The organism is Shinella sp. WSC3-e (genome assembly GCF_945994535.1).
Lineage (GTDB): Bacteria > Pseudomonadota > Alphaproteobacteria > Rhizobiales > Rhizobiaceae > Shinella > Shinella yambaruensis.
Genome location: NZ_OZ000530.1, coordinates 332,914 through 349,522, shown reverse-complemented (window position 1 = coordinate 349,522; position 16,609 = coordinate 332,914). Strand labels below are relative to the sequence as shown.

At 65.7% G+C, this 16,609-nt stretch carries 20 protein-coding genes; 11 read left to right on the top strand and 9 right to left on the bottom strand.

The genetic code is table 11. The features are described from left to right. Window positions 1–31: 31 nt before the first annotated feature. A complete protein-coding gene (locus tag AABF56_RS01720) occupies window positions 32–622 on the top strand; it encodes a cysteine hydrolase family protein (protein ID WP_272804692.1) in 591 nt (196 codons plus the stop codon). Between the two features lie 85 nt (window positions 623–707). On the opposite strand, the gene AABF56_RS01715 is transcribed toward AABF56_RS01720, so the two are convergent. From AABF56_RS01715 to AABF56_RS01705, 3 genes are all read right to left on the bottom strand, one after another. After that, window positions 708–1,673 (bottom strand): SDR family oxidoreductase, encoded by a 966-nt coding sequence (locus AABF56_RS01715; RefSeq protein ID WP_272804691.1) that lies wholly within the window; start codon window positions 1,671–1,673, stop codon window positions 708–710. A gap of 10 nt (window positions 1,674–1,683) precedes the next feature. Continuing rightward, window positions 1,684–2,040: a hypothetical protein gene (locus tag AABF56_RS01710; protein ID WP_272807414.1), complete on the bottom strand. Its 357-nt coding sequence runs from the start codon at window positions 2,038–2,040 to the stop codon at window positions 1,684–1,686. A 403-nt stretch (window positions 2,041–2,443) separates the two neighbouring features. Next, window positions 2,444–2,707 carry a hypothetical protein gene (locus tag AABF56_RS01705; protein WP_244767747.1) on the bottom strand — a complete coding sequence of 88 codons (264 nt, stop codon included), beginning with the start codon at window positions 2,705–2,707 and terminating at the stop codon, window positions 2,444–2,446. Window positions 2,708–2,905: 198 nt separating this feature from the next. On the opposite strand from AABF56_RS01705, the gene AABF56_RS01700 reads away from it, so the two are divergent. Then, the gene (locus AABF56_RS01700; protein WP_272804690.1) at window positions 2,906–4,444 is read left to right on the top strand and encodes a sensor histidine kinase; all 1,539 of its coding nucleotides are present in this window, start codon (window positions 2,906–2,908) and stop codon (window positions 4,442–4,444) included. A 12-nt stretch (window positions 4,445–4,456) separates the two neighbouring features. Here the strand turns inward: AABF56_RS01700 and AABF56_RS01695 are convergent, their stop codons facing one another. From AABF56_RS01695 to AABF56_RS01685, 3 genes are read right to left on the bottom strand one after another with little or no spacing between them, the layout of a single operon-like run. Continuing rightward, window positions 4,457–4,999 (bottom strand): DNA-3-methyladenine glycosylase, encoded by a 543-nt coding sequence (locus AABF56_RS01695; protein ID WP_272804689.1) that lies wholly within the window; start codon window positions 4,997–4,999, stop codon window positions 4,457–4,459. Window positions 5,000–5,013: 14 nt separating this feature from the next. Further along, window positions 5,014–5,709 (bottom strand): DUF72 domain-containing protein, encoded by a 696-nt coding sequence (locus AABF56_RS01690; RefSeq protein WP_272807413.1) that lies wholly within the window; start codon window positions 5,707–5,709, stop codon window positions 5,014–5,016. A gap of 11 nt (window positions 5,710–5,720) precedes the next feature. After that, on the bottom strand, window positions 5,721–6,446 hold the full coding sequence (locus AABF56_RS01685; protein WP_272804688.1) for an endonuclease/exonuclease/phosphatase family protein: 726 nt from the start codon (window positions 6,444–6,446) through the stop codon (window positions 5,721–5,723). A gap of 149 nt (window positions 6,447–6,595) precedes the next feature. Here AABF56_RS01685 and ku (AABF56_RS01680) point away from each other — a divergent pair, with 149 nt between their 5' ends. Together ku (AABF56_RS01680) and ligD are read left to right on the top strand one after the other, a co-directional pair. After that, window positions 6,596–7,447, top strand: a complete 852-nt coding sequence (gene ku, locus AABF56_RS01680) for a non-homologous end joining protein Ku (protein ID WP_272804687.1) — start codon at window positions 6,596–6,598, stop codon at window positions 7,445–7,447. Between the two features lie 2 nt (window positions 7,448–7,449). Further along, window positions 7,450–9,999 carry a DNA ligase D gene (gene ligD, locus AABF56_RS01675; RefSeq protein WP_272804686.1) on the top strand — a complete coding sequence of 850 codons (2,550 nt, stop codon included), beginning with the start codon at window positions 7,450–7,452 and terminating at the stop codon, window positions 9,997–9,999. 1 nt (window position 10,000) lies between these two features. Here the strand turns inward: ligD and ku (AABF56_RS01670) are convergent, their stop codons facing one another. Further along, on the bottom strand, window positions 10,001–10,798 hold the full coding sequence (ku, locus tag AABF56_RS01670) for a non-homologous end joining protein Ku (protein ID WP_272804685.1): 798 nt from the start codon (window positions 10,796–10,798) through the stop codon (window positions 10,001–10,003). Then, on the bottom strand, window positions 10,798–11,019 hold the full coding sequence (locus AABF56_RS01665) for a hypothetical protein (RefSeq protein ID WP_244767754.1): 222 nt from the start codon (window positions 11,017–11,019) through the stop codon (window positions 10,798–10,800). Before AABF56_RS01665 ends, ku (AABF56_RS01670) begins: the two co-directional genes overlap by 1 nt. Before the next feature lie 115 nt (window positions 11,020–11,134). On the opposite strand from AABF56_RS01665, the gene AABF56_RS01660 reads away from it, so the two are divergent. Genes AABF56_RS01660 through AABF56_RS01650 form a run of 3 tightly spaced genes read left to right on the top strand, consistent with a single transcriptional unit; the run spans window position 11,135 to window position 12,574 of the window. Further along, window positions 11,135–11,752 (top strand): flavodoxin family protein, encoded by a 618-nt coding sequence (locus tag AABF56_RS01660; protein WP_244767755.1) that lies wholly within the window; start codon window positions 11,135–11,137, stop codon window positions 11,750–11,752. Window positions 11,753–11,754: 2 nt separating this feature from the next. Further along, window positions 11,755–12,051 (top strand): DUF3175 domain-containing protein, encoded by a 297-nt coding sequence (locus AABF56_RS01655; RefSeq protein WP_244767756.1) that lies wholly within the window; start codon window positions 11,755–11,757, stop codon window positions 12,049–12,051. Window positions 12,052–12,058: 7 nt separating this feature from the next. Beyond that, entirely contained in the window at window positions 12,059–12,574 is a 516-nt protein-coding gene (locus AABF56_RS01650) for a cupin domain-containing protein (protein WP_244767757.1), read from the top strand. Here AABF56_RS01650 and AABF56_RS01645 read toward each other — a convergent pair. Next, complete coding sequence (locus AABF56_RS01645; RefSeq protein WP_244767758.1) at window positions 12,571–13,011, bottom strand: PPC domain-containing DNA-binding protein; 441 nt, start codon at window positions 13,009–13,011, stop codon at window positions 12,571–12,573. The genes AABF56_RS01650 and AABF56_RS01645 overlap by 4 nt on opposite strands. 204 nt (window positions 13,012–13,215) lie before the next feature. Here AABF56_RS01645 and AABF56_RS01640 point away from each other — a divergent pair, with 204 nt between their 5' ends. The 4 genes from AABF56_RS01640 (at window position 13,216) to AABF56_RS01625 (ending at window position 16,608) form a co-directional block, all read left to right on the top strand. After that, window positions 13,216–13,479 carry a hypothetical protein gene (locus AABF56_RS01640; RefSeq protein ID WP_244767759.1) on the top strand — a complete coding sequence of 88 codons (264 nt, stop codon included), beginning with the start codon at window positions 13,216–13,218 and terminating at the stop codon, window positions 13,477–13,479. 334 nt (window positions 13,480–13,813) lie between these two features. Further along, window positions 13,814–15,190, top strand: coding sequence for a M10 family metallopeptidase (locus AABF56_RS01635; RefSeq protein WP_272804684.1), 1,377 nt, complete (start codon window positions 13,814–13,816; stop codon window positions 15,188–15,190). 216 nt (window positions 15,191–15,406) lie between these two features. Beyond that, on the top strand, window positions 15,407–15,742 hold the full coding sequence (locus AABF56_RS01630; protein WP_244767761.1) for a hypothetical protein: 336 nt from the start codon (window positions 15,407–15,409) through the stop codon (window positions 15,740–15,742). Window positions 15,743–15,861: 119 nt separating this feature from the next. Beyond that, window positions 15,862–16,608, top strand: coding sequence for a class I SAM-dependent methyltransferase (locus AABF56_RS01625; RefSeq protein WP_272804683.1), 747 nt, complete (start codon window positions 15,862–15,864; stop codon window positions 16,606–16,608). Window position 16,609: the final 1 nt, after the last annotated feature.

The following is a 16,609-nucleotide window of genomic DNA, read 5'->3' as shown; positions in this document are numbered from 1 at the left end:
ATCGGGCGAGCCCCTTGCAACGAGTGCCGCCATGTTCGGAAACTGGCGCCATATCTGCGTCGACATGCAGCGAATGTTCGCCGAGGACACGCCGTGGCGGGTCGCCTGGCTGGAAGCGGTGTCGCCGCAGGTCGTCGAAGTGGCGGCGCGCCACAGCGCCCGCACGATATTCTCACGGTTCTGCCCGCCGGCCCGCCCTTCCGATGCGCACGGCATGTGGCGGACCTACTACGAAAAATGGCAGATGATGACGGGCGAGCATCTTCCCCCCGCCATGCTCGCCCTCGTTCCCGAGCTTGCGCGCTACTGCCCGCCGGCGACGCTCTTCGACAAGCAGACCTATTCGCCCTGGGTCGATGGCCGGCTGCATGCCCGGCTGGCGATGCAGGCCGTCGATACGCTCGTCATCACGGGCGGCGAGACGGATGTCTGCGTGCTCGCGACGGCGCTCGGGGGCATCGATCTCGGCTACCGCGTCATCATCCTAAAGGACGCGGTGTGCAGCGGGGCCGACGAGACGCATGACGCTTCGCTCACGCTGCTCGGCCATCGCTTCTCCGCCCAGGTGGAATTGCTCCTTACCGAGGATTTTCTTTCGTCCGACCCGGAGCGGGACCGGTAGCAGGGCCCCTTCGTCGAGCCCTGCTTCAGCCATGCGCCAGTACCGCAACGCGCCGCACGGCGTGGCATCCCTTGGGAGGATGCCCTCAGTATCCGCCGATGATCGGCAGCACCTCGCCGGTGATGTAGCTGGAGCATTGCGGCGAGGCGAGGAAGACATAGGCAGGCGCCAGCTCCTCCGGTTGGGCGGGGCGCTTCATGGGTGTGTTGGCGCCGAATTTCGCGACGTCCCCGGCCTCTTTGTCGGAGGGGTTGAGCGGCGTCCAGACCGGCCCCGGCGCCACCGCATTGACCCGGATGCCGCGCGGCACGAGCTGGCCGGCGAGCGAACGCGTGAAGGCGTGGATGCCGCCCTTCGTCATCGAATAATCGAGAAGGTCCTTGGACCCTTCAAGGCCGGTGACCGAGCCGGTGTTGATGATGGCCGAACCCGGCTCCATGTGCGGCACCGCCGCCTGCGCCATGAAGAAGTAGCCGTAGAGATTGGTCTTCAGCGTCTCGTCGAAATGCTGCTCGGACAGGTCGAGAATATCCTTCGTGTGAACCTGGAAGGCCGCATTGTTCACGAGGATGTCGAGCCTGCCGAGATCCTTCACCACGCATTTCACCGTCCGCGCGCAGAAGGCCTTGTCCTTGACGTCGCCGGCAAAGGCGATGCAGCGCCGGCCCTCCGCCTCGACGGCGGCGATGGTGTCCTTCGCATCCTGCCCCTCGGCGAGATGGCAGATCGCCACGTCCGCGCCCTCGCGGGCAAAGAGCACGGCGACCGCCCGGCCGATACCGGAATCGCCGCCGGTGATGAGCGCGACCTTGCCCGCCAGCTTTTCCGAGCCCTTGTAGAAAGGCGCGTCGTACATCGGTTGCGGATCGAGCTTCGCCTCGTGGCCGGGCTTGGGTTGGTGCTGCTTCGGGAAAGGCGGCACGGGATAGAGGCGCGCGCCGGCCTGCATGGCCTTCGGCTCCTCGTCCCTGCCCTTGCGGTCGGCCTCGGCGACCTCTTCCTGGATATCCCGCTGTTTCGCGGCCGTGCGGGCGGACTGGCTCCGGGTCATGACAACCTCCTCAAAGTTCGGTGGGACGGATATTGTCGACGCGGACCGTGCCGGCGACGACCTCGCGCGGCCCTTCGACGGGATAGGCGGGATCGCTCTCGTCGAGAACGGTGTAGAGCTTCTCGTTGCGGAAGGCGCTCGACGAGGTCGTGGAATTGCCATCGCCCGGCAGGGCGTCGATTTCCATGTAGTCGAGCTCGGCTTCCGCGGCCACGACGCGGGCATCGCCGCTGGAGCGGGCGCGCACCACCACCTCGCCCTGGTTGGGCGCGATGTCCCAGTTCGTGTCGCCGGCAGCGGCAATCGGCACCAGGCGGTAGAGTTTCAACTGCTCGGTGTCGGAATAGTCGGCGACGGGGGCCGGCATATCCTGCCGCGGCGCGTTTTCGTCGAAGCCGGCGGACCAGTCGCGGCCCGGCGTTTCCATGCCGGGAGGCGTGCGGTGCGCCGTGGCATCGTCGCTTCCGGTGATGACGCGCGGCTTCGCACTGGAGACGCCGTCATTGGTCCGGCCGGCCTGGGAGACCGTAAATTGCGGAACGGCGTCGGCATGGATGACCTTTTCACGGCCGGTCTCCGCCGAGACGACGCTGCCCGCGCCCGGCACCGTGCGCGACACGACGGGCACCACCTGCTCGTCTTCCTCGCGATAGCCGCCATCCGCCGCCTGGCGGCGGCCTTCGTCGTGCAGCGCCTGGCTGCCCGTGACCTCGCCGGCCAACTGCTTGAAGTATCCGGAGATCTTTTCAATCACTCCCATCGTTCTATCCTCATGGCTTGGTTTCGAGGCGGGCCATCGCGGCCTTCAGGATTCCCCTGATCTCGTCGTCGGCGATCTGCTGGGCGGCGAAGGCGGCATCGGGCTCGATGCCGGGGTCCTCCTCGTGGTCGATGACCGTTTCATTGTCGCGCGCCATGGCGACCAGCGCCTCGCGCGCTTCGGGAATGGCGGCCACCACCGAGACCAGCTCCACCAGCAGACGCCGGTGCGCATTGATCCTGCCTTCCAGATGAACCGAATTGTCGATGGCCATGCGTGCCTCCCGGGATATCAGGCAAACGGGAGGACCGGACGATTGTTCCGAACGTCTCGCCGGCGCGGACCGGTGCGGACTCCACCGGCCCTGCCGGGACGACAGTACGGTAGATGACCGGCCGTGTCCGGTTGACGAAAGGCCGGGACATGTTTCACCCTTCTGGTTAAGGTTGGCCGACGCACTTGGGGGATAGCGGTGCCGCGCGGGCTGAACATCCATTTCACGCTGGCAAGGGCGGCCGCGATGATCATCGTCGCGATGTTCGTCTCATTGCTGCTCATGCTCGGCCTGTGGCTCAACACGAGCTATCACGACGCGGTTCGCCGCACCGAGGAGCGCGCCGTCGCCGCCTCCAAGATCGTCGCGAGCAACGTGTCCCTCATCGATTCCCTGGCGCGGCAGGCCTTGCAGCGCATAGACGAAGCGCTCGGCGAGAACATCACGCCGCCGGCATCCACCAGCGTCAGAAACATCGACGAGGCCGTCGCGGACCTTCCCGGCCAGGTGAAGGCCTATGTGGTCGATGGCGAAGGTCTGACCCTCTATTCGACTGATCCGATGGTGAAGCCGATCAGCATCGTCGACCGGCCGTATTTCTCGGAACTGACGAAGGGCGCGAAGCAGCACGTCTCAAGCCTGCTGATCAGCCGCCTCAACGGCGAGCAGATCTTTGCCTTCAGCCGCAGGCTGGAGCGAAACGGCCGGTTCGCCGGCGCCGCCGTCGTTTCCTTCGAGGTCAGGGTCCTCGCCGATGTCTGGGAGGCCGTCGATCTCGGCCCGAACTCCACGGTCAGCTTCGCCCGGTCCGACGGCCAGCTCGTCGCCCGCTATCCGCTCGCCGACGGGCCGCTCGACATGAGCAAATACGTGCTTTTCACGGATTACCTGCCCAAGGCGCCGACCGGCACCTACGACGCCATCTCGCCCGTCGACGGTGCCCACCGCATCGTCGCCTATCGGACCGTCGATGGCGCGAGGTTCATCGCGCTCGCTTCGGCCGACTACGATTTCGGCATCCAGCGCTTCCGGCGGGACGTGACGGTGGCGATCGCGGTGCTGATCCTCGCGAGCGTCAGCCTTCTGGCCGCGGGCCAGTGGATCCGCCATCTGCGGCAGCGCGATGCGGCACAATCCCAGCTGCTCAGAAACGCCCTTGCCGACAACCAGCTGCTCCTTCGCGAGGTCCATCACCGCGTCAAGAACAACCTGCAGGCCGTCCAGAGCATCATCCAGCTCCAGCGCCTGCCGGACGAGGTCCAGCAATCGCTGGTCGACCGCATCTCCTCCATGGTCGCGGTGCACGAGAAGATCTACCGGCATGATGAGTTTTCCCGCCTGTCCGCGCGGGACCTGCTGACCTCGGTGGTCGAGAAGCTGATGGCAGCCTACGGCGCGCCCGTCACCGTGACCTACGAGATCGACGACCTCGCCGTCTCCACCGACAATGCGACCCCGCTCGCCCTGCTGGTGAACGAGCTGCTGACCAACATCCTGAAATATGCCTTTCCGGACGGCCGCGCGGGCCGGATCTCCATCGTGCTCACGGCCATCGGGGGGCGGCGGGCCCGGCTCACCGTCCACGACGACGGCATCGGCTTCGATCCGCAGGCCGTCAAACAGGGCATGGGAAGCCGGCTGATCCGGGGCGTCGTCAACCAGCTCAACGGTACCCACACCTTCGACGGGAGCAATGGAACGACCTTCACCGCCGAGCTGGACATCGTGGAGCCTTAGGAGCGCCGTTGGTCAGATCGGCTTGCTGAGATAGGGCGATCCCTTTACCGCGAAGCGCCACGGGCGTTCGGCGGCCTTGCTGATGCCGATGCGGACACCGCTTGCCGAAACGGGCGCTTCGAACGGCGGCTCCAGGGAAAAGGGCGCGCCGAGGACCGAAAGTCCGTTCATCTCGCCGGTTACGGCAAGCGCCCGGCACAGATTGCCCGGCCCGTTGCACAGCTTGCGCGCAGCGGTGACCGCACGGCGCGCCATCATCGTCTCAAGCCCGTGCGTCGGCTCCAGCGCGCGGATGAGCACCGCGCTGCCCCGCTCGCAGACGACGTTGAGGCACCAGTGCAGGCCATAGGATCGATAGACATAGACCCGGCCCGGCTCGCCGAACATCGCGGCATTTCCAGCCGTCGGCCCGCGAAAACTGTGCGATGCCTCGTCGTCCTGGCGGTAGGCCTCGGTTTCCACGACGAGCCCTCCGACACCATCGACCAGCAGGCGGGCCCCCAGAAGGTCGGCGGCGACGGCGACCACGTCACGCGCGAAGAAACGTTCATCCATCCCGTGGCCCGCCGTCAAACCATTTGATCGCGCAGCGTCAGCGCATTCTCGATGGCGGCGCCGGAGGCCGTGTTGTCGAAGACGCACCAGCTGTCGGCGGCGAGGCGCTTCGCAAAGGCACGGATCTCGGCATCGCCGTAGCTGGAGTAATAGATTTCAGGCACGCCGTGCAACCGGACATATCGCGGCGCCTCGTGGAAATCGGACGCCGGCCAGACCGGCGCAGGATCGGCCAAAACGCGATCGATCGCATGGTGTTGCAGGAGCGCGCGCGCCGGCGGCGACGCCCAGCTTTTGTGGCGCGGCTCGAGCACGAGGGTGCCGGTAAAGACGCGGCGCATGGCCGCGAACGCGTTTTCGGCGTCTCCGGCATCGAATCGAAGGCTCGGCGGCAGCTGGCACAGCAGCGGCCCGAGCTTGCCATCCAGCGCCGAAACCTCGTCGACGAATGCCTCGAAGAGCCGGTCGACGTTCCGCAAGCGCGCGCCATGCGTGATTTCGCGCGGTATCTTCACCGCGAAACGGAAATGATCCGGCACCGACCCCGCCCAGCGTTCGAATGTCGTCTTCTGGTGGTGGCGATAGAAGGTCGAGTTGACCTCCACGCCGTTGAAGACGGCGGCATATCTTTCGAGGCCGCTTCCGGTTTCGGGAAACCGGTCGGCAACCGCCTTCGGGATCGACCATGCCGCCGTTGCGATAAAGGGCATCTTTTCCCGCATCACGCGATCTCCAGGTCGGCGCAGAGCGGCAGGTGGTCGGACGCCCGGCGGGCGAGCGGCGTATCGTGCACGAAGGCCCTGCGGGCGGCGATCCCCTCGCCGATGAAGATGTGATCGATGCGCAGCAGCGGCAGGCGAGAGGGAAAGGTCGCGGCAAGCCGTCCACCGGCTTCGACCTGCGCATCCTTGAGGCGGCGGACGAGCAGGCGATAGGACGGCGAGCGGGAGACCGCGTTGAGATCGCCGGCAAGGACGATGCGCGCATCGTCCGGCATCGGCGCACCGAGCCAGCCCGGCCCGATCAGGGCTTCGGTCTGCCGCACGCGCTCGGCGCCGAACAGGCCGAGATGGGTGACGAAGACCTGCAGCTTCACGTCGTCGAAAGGCACCTCCACCCACAGCGCACCCCGCGGCTCGCCGCGCGAGGGAAGCCCGCCGGCCTTGACGAGGCGCGTCGGCAGCGCCGTCAGCAGCGCGTCGCCGTACCGTTCCTCTTCCAGGTGCAGCGCCGGATGGAAGTGCGAGGCCATGCTGAGGTGATTGGCGATGGCCTGCGCCTGGTCGATGCCGCCGCTGCGCGCCCGCGCGACGTCCACCTCCTGCAGCGCGACGATATCGGCTTCGCATTCGGCGATCACCGCGGCGATGCGGCCGGGATCGAGCTTCCGGTCCGTGCCGAAGCAACTGTGCACATTGTAGGTCATGATCCTCAGCCGCCTGCCCATACCGTCCTCGCGTTGTTTCGGACGCCTCGGGAACACGAAAAGCCCCGTTTTCGTTCCGCGCCGGAATTGCCGCATGATGCCGCCGGCACGAGGCCGGGAACATTTGCGGCATGCCGGCATTGCTTTCGCTTTGGAGCGGGAGAACGGGCGTGGCGCCGAGAGCGAACTGGAAAGGCTTCCTGAAGGTGGGTGAACTGGTGTGCCCGGTCGCGCTCTACACGGCCGCCTCGACCAGCGAACGCATCGCCTTCCACATGCTGAACCGCAAGACCGGCCACCGGCTGCACCGGGAATTCGTCGACAGCGAGACGGGCAAGGTGGTGGAGCGCGAGGATCAGGTGAAGGGTTACGAGGCGGGCGAGAACGACTATATCACGCTCGATCCCGAGGAGGTCGCCTCGGCGGTGCCCGAGAGCGACAAGACGATGGAGATCGAGGCGTTCATCGCCTGCGACGACATCGACGACCTCTATTTCGACAAACCCTATTATCTTGCGCCGTCCGACAGGCACGGCGAGGAGGCCTTCGCGCTGATCCGCGAGGGCATGAAGACGAAGAAGGTGGCGGCGCTGGCCGAGACCGTGCTGTTCCGCCGGGTGCGTACCCTCCTCATCCGCCCCCACGGGGAAGGTCTCATCGCGACGACGCTGAGCTACGACTACGAAGTGCGCTCCGCCGAGGAGGCCTTTTCGGAGATCCCCGCCTTCAAGCTCAAGGGCGAGATGCTGGACCTGGCCGAGCACATCATCAAGACGAAAAGCGGCCGCTTCGATCCAAAGACCTTCGACGACCGTTACGACGCGGCGCTCGCCGAGGTGGTCAAGGCGAAGATCGAGGGCCGGAAGATCAAGCGCGTCACGCCGAAGGCCGAGGGCAAGGTCATCGACCTCATGGAGGCCCTGCGGCGGAGCGCCGGCGAAAACGAGAAACCGGCAAAGCGCGGCAAGAAGAAGGCCGCGGCCACAGGCAAGACGGCGGCAAGCCGGCGCAAGGCAGGGTGATCATGGCGACGCTGGACGTCTACAGGCAAAAGCGGGACTTCAAGGCCACATCCGAACCACGCGGCAGGAAGGCCCGCAAGGGCGGCCACAGTTTCGTCATCCAGAAGCACGACGCGACGCGCCTGCACTACGATTTCCGCATCGAAATGGACGGCGTGCTCAAGAGCTGGGCGGTGACGCGCGGCCCCAGCCTGGTGCCGAGCGAAAAGCGGCTGGCCGTGCATGTGGAGGATCACCCGCTCGCCTATGGCGACTTCGAAGGCACGATCCCCAAGGGCGAATATGGCGGCGGCACCGTCATCGTCTGGGATCGCGGCACCTGGGCACCGATCGGCGACGCGCGGAAAGCCTATGCCAAGGGCCATCTTGAATTCACCCTCGACGGCGAGAAGCTGCACGGCCGCTGGCATCTCGTGCGTATGCACGGCAAGCCCGGCGAGAAGCGCGAGAACTGGCTGCTGATCAAGGGCGACGACGAATTCGCCATGCCCGACGGCGATGACGACCTGCTTGATGAGCGGCCGGAATCGGTGAAAACGGGGCGGGACATCGCCGACGTCGCAGGGGAGGAACCGGGCTGGTCCTCGAAGACCGGGCGCATCCGCAAGTCTTCCGGAAGGAAGGCGAAGACCGGCCCCGTGAAGGCGGAGCCGGAGACGGAGGCGCCCGATCCCTCGGGCCTCAAGGGCACGCGCAAGGCGAACCTGCCGGATTTCCTGCCGCCGATGCTGGCGACGCTCGCAGCCGCGCCGCCCCCCGGCGCGCGCTGGCTGCACGAGATCAAGTTCGACGGCTACCGGCTCCAGGCGCGCATCGAGGCGGGCCGGGTCAAGCTCCTCACCCGCAGCGGGCTGGACTGGACGAAGAAATTCGGCAAGCCGGTGGTCGCGGCGCTTGCCGCGCTGCCGGTCGGCAAGGCGCTGATCGACGGCGAGCTCGTCGTCGAGACGGGCGCCGGGGCGTCCGACTTCTCCGCCCTCCAGGCCGATCTCAGCGCGGGCCGGAACGACCGCTTCACCTTCTACGTCTTCGACCTTCTCCATCTCGACGGTTACGACCTGACGCGCCTGCCGCTCGAGGCGCGCAAGGCCCTCCTCGAAAAGCTCGTGCCGGAAACCGGGGGCATCCTGCGTTACAGCGGCCATTTCGACGAGAACGGCGCGCTGGTGCTGCGCCATGCCTGCCGCCTCAGCCTCGAAGGCGTCGTCTCCAAGCTGCGCGACGCCCCTTATCGCGAAGGCCGCAGCAAGGGCTGGATCAAGTCGAAATGCTCGGCCCGGCAGGAATTCGTCATCGGCGGCTATGCCCCCTCCACCGTCTCGCGCCAGGCGATCGGCTCATTGCTGCTCGGCGTCTACAAGAACGGCAGGCTGGAGCCGGTCGGCCGGGTCGGCACCGGCTTCAGCACGCCCGTTGCCGCCGATCTCTTCAAACGCCTCTCGCGCATGCGGACGGACGAAAGCCCCTTCGGCCGGAAACTGACGGCCGAGGAGGCGCGACAGGCCCGCTATGTGCGGCCGGACCTGGTGGCCGAAGTGGAGTTCCGCGCCTGGACGGCCGATGGGCATCTGCGCCATGCTTCGTTCCGGGGCCTGAGGGAAGACAAGCCGGCAAGGGAGGTCGTCGCCGAAATGCCGAAGTCCAAGACATCCGCCGCGCCGAAGGCGGAAAAGCCGCCGCGCCGCACCGTGCGCCTCACCCATCCCGACCGGGTCTACTGGCCCGGCGAAGGCGTCACCAAGGAAGGGCTGGCGGACTACTATACCGAGGTCTGGCGCTATATCGCCCCGCATATCGTCGGCCGCCCGCTCGCCCTTCTGCGCGCGCCGAGCGGCATCGACGGGCAGACCTTCTTCCAGAAGCACGCCTGGAAGGGCATCAACGCCCATATCGTCGAAGTGCAGGATCCGGCGGAAAAGGACGACGAACCCTATGTGGCGATCGAGGATCTCGACGGGCTGATGGGCCTCGTTCAGTCCGCCGTGCTGGAAATCCACCCCTGGGGCTCGACGCTCGCCGACTGGGAGCGTCCGGACCGCATCATCATGGACCTCGATCCCGGCGAGGGCGTTGCATGGCAGGCGGTCATCGATGCCGCCGAGGAAACGCGCAAGCGCCTCGAAGCCGCCGGGCTCAACGCCTTCGTCAAGACCTCCGGCGGCAAGGGGCTTCATGTCTGCGCCCCGCTCAAGCCGTCCGCCCGCTGGCCGGCGATCAAGGCCTTCTGCAAGGGCGTCGCTGACGCCATGGCGAAGGACAGCCCGGACAAATATGTCTCGACCATCACCAAGTCGAAGCGCCGGGGAAAGATCCTCATCGACTACCTGCGCAACCAGCGCGGCATGACGGCGGTCGCCCCCTATTCCACGCGCGCCCGTCCCGGCGCCGCCGTCTCCATGCCGCTCGCCTGGAGCGAGCTCAGCGCCGATATCGGCCCCGCCTATTTCACGGTGGAGAACACGCCGACGCGTCTCCAGGCGCTTGCGGCCGACCCCTGGGCGGATTTCAGGAAGGCTGCGGAACCGTTGAAGACCGGCAAGGCGAAGGGCTGAACTACCTGCCCTTGCCCTCCGCCTTGATGCTCTTGCGCAGGGCATCCATGATGTTGATGACATTGCCCGACGTCGGCGGCGGCGCCTTCTGCTTCGCCGGACGCTTGCGGCCTTTTTTCTTGGCAGCGATGATGTCGAGCAAGCGGTCCTGGACGGGATCGTCCGCCATCTTCGGGCTCCAGGCCCTGGTGCGCTCCTTGATCAGCGTCTTCACCAGAGAGAGGGCCTTGGCGTCCGGCTTGGCGCGCCCGAGGCCGCCGAAATAGTCCGTCTCCTCACGCACCTCGTCGCCGTAGCGCAGCGTCCAGAGCACGATACCCCTGCCACGCGGCTCCAGCATCACCGCCCGCTCCCGTCGATACAGCACCAGCCTGGAGATGCCCACCGTGCCGGTCGAGGCCATCGCCTCGCGGATGACGGAAAACGCCTCCTCGCCCACCGTATCGTTGGGCACCAGGAAATGCGGCGCGTCGTACCAGATCCATTCGATCGTCTCGCGCGGGACGAAGGTCTCTATGTCGATCGTGCGCGTGCTTTCCAGCGCCACCGCCTCGATCTCGTCATCCTCCAGCATGACGTAATCGTCCTCGCCGCGCGGATAGCCTTTCACCTCGTCGTCCTCGGCGACGGCCTTTCCGGTCACCGCATCGACATAGCGGCTGACGACGGGATTGCCGGTCTTGCCGTTCAGGGTGCGGAAGCGGACCTTGTCCTCCTGGGAGATCGCCGGCGACATCGCCACCGGGCAGGTGACGAGCGAGAGCTTGAGATAGCCCTTCCAGAAGGCGCGCGGCGCCATCACCGTTTCCTCTCGATGGGCAGATGCCTGGACATGGCGAAGCGCTCGGCGAACTCGATGTCCTCCTGCGTGACGACGGGGATGGGATCGGAAAGGATGGCGAGCAGCGTTTCGCGCGAAATGGAGTTTTCCTCCAGCGCGTCCATCAGGGCACCGCGGGTCTCGCGCTCGGCGCGCAACAGCGCCGCCAGCGCCAGGATCAATCTGTCCTTGTTGTCCATGGGAACCTCCGGAACCGCGTATCTGGAGGTTCTAATGCACGATTGCCGGATCGGTTCCCGGAACAATCGGCGGATGGATCGGTTCGGCATTCGACCCCTATGAAGCGAGGCGAACATGACCCTGACAGCGCTGGCGCTCAACTGCACGCTCAAGACAAGGACCGCCAAGGACCCCTCCTCCACCGACCGCATGCTGAAGCTGCTGGCCGCCGCGATGGAACCGCTTGGCGTCACCACGGATTTCCTGCAGCTGGCCGATTTCGATATCAAGCCCGGCGTCACCTCCGACGAAGGCCACGGCGACGACTGGCCGGGCATCCGCCACAAGATCCTCGACGCCGACATTCTCGTCATGGGCACGCCGATCTGGATGGGCCAGCCGTCGAGCGTCTGCAAGCGGGCGTTGGAGCGGATGGACGCCTTCCTGGAGGAGAAGGACGACAAGGGCCGCATGGTCTCCTATGGCCGGGTCGCCGCCGTCGCCGTTGTCGGCAACGAGGACGGCGCGCATCATGTCTCGGCCGAGCTTTTCCAGGCGCTGAACGACGTCGGCTTCACCATTCCCGCCAATGCCGTGACCTACTGGGTGGGCGAAGCGATGGGCTCGGTCAATTTCGTCGATCTGGAGGACATCCCCGATGTCGTGCGCTCGACGCTGGATCTCGTCGCCCGCAACACGGTGCATGCCGCCCGGCTGTTCAAAGCCCATCCCTATCCCGGCGAAGGAGGCTGAGCATGGCGAAGAAACAGAAGAAGTGGTCGCAGGACGTGACCGAGAACAGCGACGCGATGGACCTCAAGGAGGGCGTCTTCAAGCAGGGCAGCGCAAAAAAGATCGCGCAATCCCTGAAGCATTCAGCGGAGGAAAGCGACCGGCGCAAATCGAGCCCTTTCCGCTCGGCCATGTCCATGCTGACATTCTATATCAACCGCGCTGGCGACCAGCTTTCGAAACGCCGGCGCGACACGCTGGAAAAGGCCAAGGACGAGTTGCGCAAGGATTTCGGCAGGGAACCGAAGAAAGGCAAGTGAGACGGCGATGAAACAACCGGAAATGCTGTTCTTCCCCGCCAGCGAATGGGTGCCGAACCATCCGTTCCTGCCGGTGCTCGTCTATCGCGATGTGCTGGCGGCAGGCGAGAAGGATCGTGCCCGTGCCTTCGAGCGGCTGTTTTACGACGCGGGCTGGCAAGGCCTCTGGCGCAACGGCGTCTTCTCCTATCAGCATTACCACGTCGGCGCCCATGAGGTGCTCGGCATCGCGAAAGGAAGCGCCGAGCTCCTGATCGGCGGGCCGGACGGCAGGGCGCTTCAGGTTCGCGCGGGCGACTGCCTTGTGCTGCCGGCCGGCACCGGCCACAAGCAAAATTCCGGAAGTGACGATTTCCGCGTGGTCGGCGGCTATCCGCCCGGCCAACATGCCGATATCGAAACGACGGCGGCCACGCCCGGCGAACTGAAGATCATCGCGAGCCTGCCCCTCCCGAAAAGCGACCCGGTTTACGGCTCGGACGGACCGCTCGTCTCGCTTTGGCGCAAGGACATCCAGGGCTAACCGACATCGATCAGCGCGATGCCGAGATCGGGGCGCGTCCGCCGCCGCAGGTCGGCCGACGTTTCGCGCAGCATGACCTCCAGCGTGGGCCGGACGTATCCTTCCACCAGGTGGCCGCCCTTCGTGCTTCCGTCCGGAAAGCCGAGCACGACGTGGAGATGCAGGCTTGCCTTGCCCTCGTCATCCACCGCTATGTCTCCCAGCATGCTGAGGACCTCCGACTGCACCTCCACGGGTATCTTCCGGTAGTGCTTCGTGTCGAATTCGAAGAAGGCGATGGTTGCGGCGCGAAACGCGCCGATTGCGGTAATCGATGCCGCGGTCAGGCTTTCTCTTTCAGCGAAATCGGTGATGCACCGGAAGGCCTCGTCGCCTTCGTCGAGAACCAGGATATAGGTACGCTCGCCCGCATCGCTTACCAGAAGTTTGTGCTTCATCGTTTGCCTCCCTGATCACAGGGAAAGGTCCGAAACCGGTTTCTGTTCCGCACTCCGCAGCCCGGCCACGAGAATAAACGACGACGGCATGGTGCGTGACAGGCGTGCTCCCCCAGCTTCGCGTTGCGGCTTTGCGCTCCTCGCGAAGATAGGATAACGGTCCGGCTGCATGCACGCCGCCTGCTTTCGCCGTCGAGGAACACCATGGCCAAGAAACCCAAGCTGGAGCATTCCGAACTGTCCGGCGAGTTCACCGAGGACGGGATCACGGTCCTTGTCGACATCTTCCGGCCGGCGGGAACGCAACAGGACTGGAAGCTGGAGGTCGTCACGGAGAAGGAGGAGCTCTTCGAATGGGACGAGCCCTTCGCCACGGACCGGGAGGCCTTCGACGAGTTCCTCGCGACGGTGGCGCGCGACGGCATCCGGTCGTTCCTCGAGGACGACGACGTGCCGACGACGCATTGACGGCATTCCGCCGGCCCGTCGGGAAGTAAGCCTCGCTGCGGGGCCGCTGTCGTTCGGCCGGTTCGATGGCGGACGGACGATCCGCACGATGCCCTCCGCCCCTCGATGCGCCGCCGCCCATGCAACCCGCAGGCGACACGGCGGCAAAACCACAAGTACGACCAAATTTGTTCTTTCGCGCATGAATAAGGCTTCTTGTGCGAACGTCTTGCTGCCATATGATGCCATCGATCCACGGCGGAAACGGTCCGGCGCAGCAAGGCGGCGTGCGGACGGGGGGACACTATCCGCCCGGCGACAACAACGTACGAGCTCTGTTCGAAGGGGGGCAGCAATGACGGGTACGGGTAAATCCACAAAGACGGTCACGGCGACGGGATCGCAGTTCATCGATTCCGTGCTCAGCGGCTTTGCCTGGGACGGCACGGGCGTCACCTATGCCTTTCCCACATCGACGAGCAGCTACTCCTATTCGGGCGAGCCCGACAACAATTTCGGCGCCGTCTCGGCCATGCAGAAGAACGCCGCGCTCTTCGCCATGGAAAAGAGCTTCGGCGGCAAAGCGAACGACGGCTTCTCCGTCGAAGGCTTCACCAACCTGAACTTCTCGGCCGGCTCGAACGGCACCGCCACCTTACGCTTTGCCCAGTCGGACGACGCCAGCCCCACCGCCCATGCCTATTATCCGGACACCGGCGCCACCGGCGGCGACATCTGGTTCAGCACGGAAAATGCCGGCACGATCAACGACTACCGCACGCCGAAGGCCGGCAACTACGCCTGGCACACGCTCATCCACGAGCTCGGCCATGCGCTCGGCCTCAAGCACGCGCATGAAAACGACACGTTCGGCGCGATCCAGAGCGAGTGGAACAGTCCCGAATATTCGGTCATGACGTACAACTCCTTCGTCGGCGATGACGCCAGCGGCTACAAATACGAGGAGTTCGGCGCGCCGCAGACCTTCATGATGGCCGACATCTACGCGCTGCAGTACATGTACGGCGCGGACTATACGACCAACAAGGGCAACACCGTCTACAAGTGGAAGCCGGGCAACGGCGATACCTTCGTCAACGGCAAGGTCGCCATCGATGCCGGCGGCAACCGCATCTTCGGCACGATCTGGGACGGCGGGGGCACCGATACCTACGACCTCAGCGCCTACAAGACGGGGCTCGACATCGACCTGCGGCCGGGCGCCTATTCGATGTTCAGCAAGACCCAGCTTGCCTTCCTCGGCGGCGGGCCGAACGACGGCTATGCCCGCGGCAACATCTTCAACGCGCTGCTCTTCAACGGCGACCTGCGCTCGCTCATCGAGAATGCCAAGGGCGGCTCGGGCAACGACAACATCCTCGGCAACGAGGGCAAGAACACCCTGTTCGGCAATGGCGGCAACGACAAGCTCAACGGCGCGGCGGGCAAGGACAAGCTCGACGGCGGCAAGGGCGACGACACGCTGACCGGCGGCAAGGGGACCGACATCTTCGTCTTCAAGAAGGGCTACGGTCGCGACACGATCACCGACTTCAAGAACAATGTCGACGACATCGACCTCCGCTCCTACAAGTTCTCCAGCGTCAACAAGGTGCTGGACAAGGCCGAGCAGGTCGGCAGCGACGTGCATATCGAACTGGGCGGCAACGACGTCCTGATCATCCGGAAGTTCAACATCGACAATCTCGACAAGGCGGACTTCCTCCTGTGACACGAGGCGGAGAGGCCTTGGCGCTGCGGCGGTCCGGCCTCTCCCACCGTCCTTCAACCGCCGCGCACACTGTTGCAAATCCGCACGTTTGACGCCTCTTCGCTGGGGACGACGGCAAAGTTCGCGTGGCGGCGATTCCCCTTTCCGGCGTGCTGCGCTATGGCGGTGCGAGGCTCACATTCACGGCCGCACCGAAGTCCCAAGGAAATGGCACCCATGAACTCCCGCATTGCAATTCTGGCAGGCGTTGCGCTTGCCCTCGCCGGATGCACCACCGCCGTCGTCGCGTCCAACCCGCTGCAGGCCCGCTGGAACGGCAAGACCGCCGGCAGCTTCTTCGCGGCCTATGGCCCGCCGATCTCCGACACGGCCGGCGCGGGCGGCACGACGCTCTACAAGTGGCGCGGCGGCTTCGTGAAGGGCAAGTCCTGCACGGTGGAGCTGACGGTGAACGAAAGCTACCGGATCAACACCATCCGCGCCGTCGGCGACCGCGTCGACCCCAAGGGCGGGCCGACCCATTGCGAGAAGGTTCTCGACGCCGCCTCGTAAAGGGCAGCCCGACCGCCCTTTCCAAGGCCGCGCGAAGACGCGGCCTTTTTCTTGGAACATTTTCGCTTTTTTTGGCAGAACCGCTGCGCACGTTTGCCGGATTTGCTCCGGGAGGACACATGGACGAAGACCGCCTCTACCACGACCCGGAGCTCGCCGATTTCTACGATCTGGAAAACGGCTGGGAGCGATCGCCGGATTTCGCCTATTGCCGGATGCTTGCCGAGGGGGCGGCGAGCGTGCTCGACCTCGGCTGCGGCACGGGCGAGCTTGCCGTGGCGCTTTCCGGCGGACGCACGGTCGTCGGCGTCGATCCGGCCCCGGCCATGCTCGCCATCGCGCGCGGCAAGCCCGGCGCGGGCGGCATCGATTTCATCGAGGGCGATGCCCGCACGCTGCGGCTCGGCCGTCGTTTCGACCTGGTCGTGCTGACCGGCCACGCCTTCCAGGTCTTCCTGACGCGGGAGGACCGCGCCGCCGCCCTCGCCACCATTGCCGCGCATCTTGCGCCCGGCGGCCGTTTCGTCTTCGACAGCCGCAATCCCGCCTGCCGGGAATGGGAGGAATGGGGACCGGAGGCCTCGATGCGCCTCATCGACCATCCCCGCTTCGGCCCGGTCGCCGCCTGGAACGACGTCGCCTACGATCCGGCGACCGGCATCGTCACCTACGGCACCCATTACGAGATCCGCGCCACCGGCAAACGCCTCTCCGCCGCCTCCCGCATCGCCTTCCCGGACAAGGCCGAGCTGGAGGCGCTGCTTGCCGCAGCAAGCCTTCGCGCGGAGCGCTGGCTCGGGGACTGGGAAGGAAGCGACTGGCAACCGGGCGCAGCGGAGATCATCCCGCTCGGCGGGCTTGGCTGAG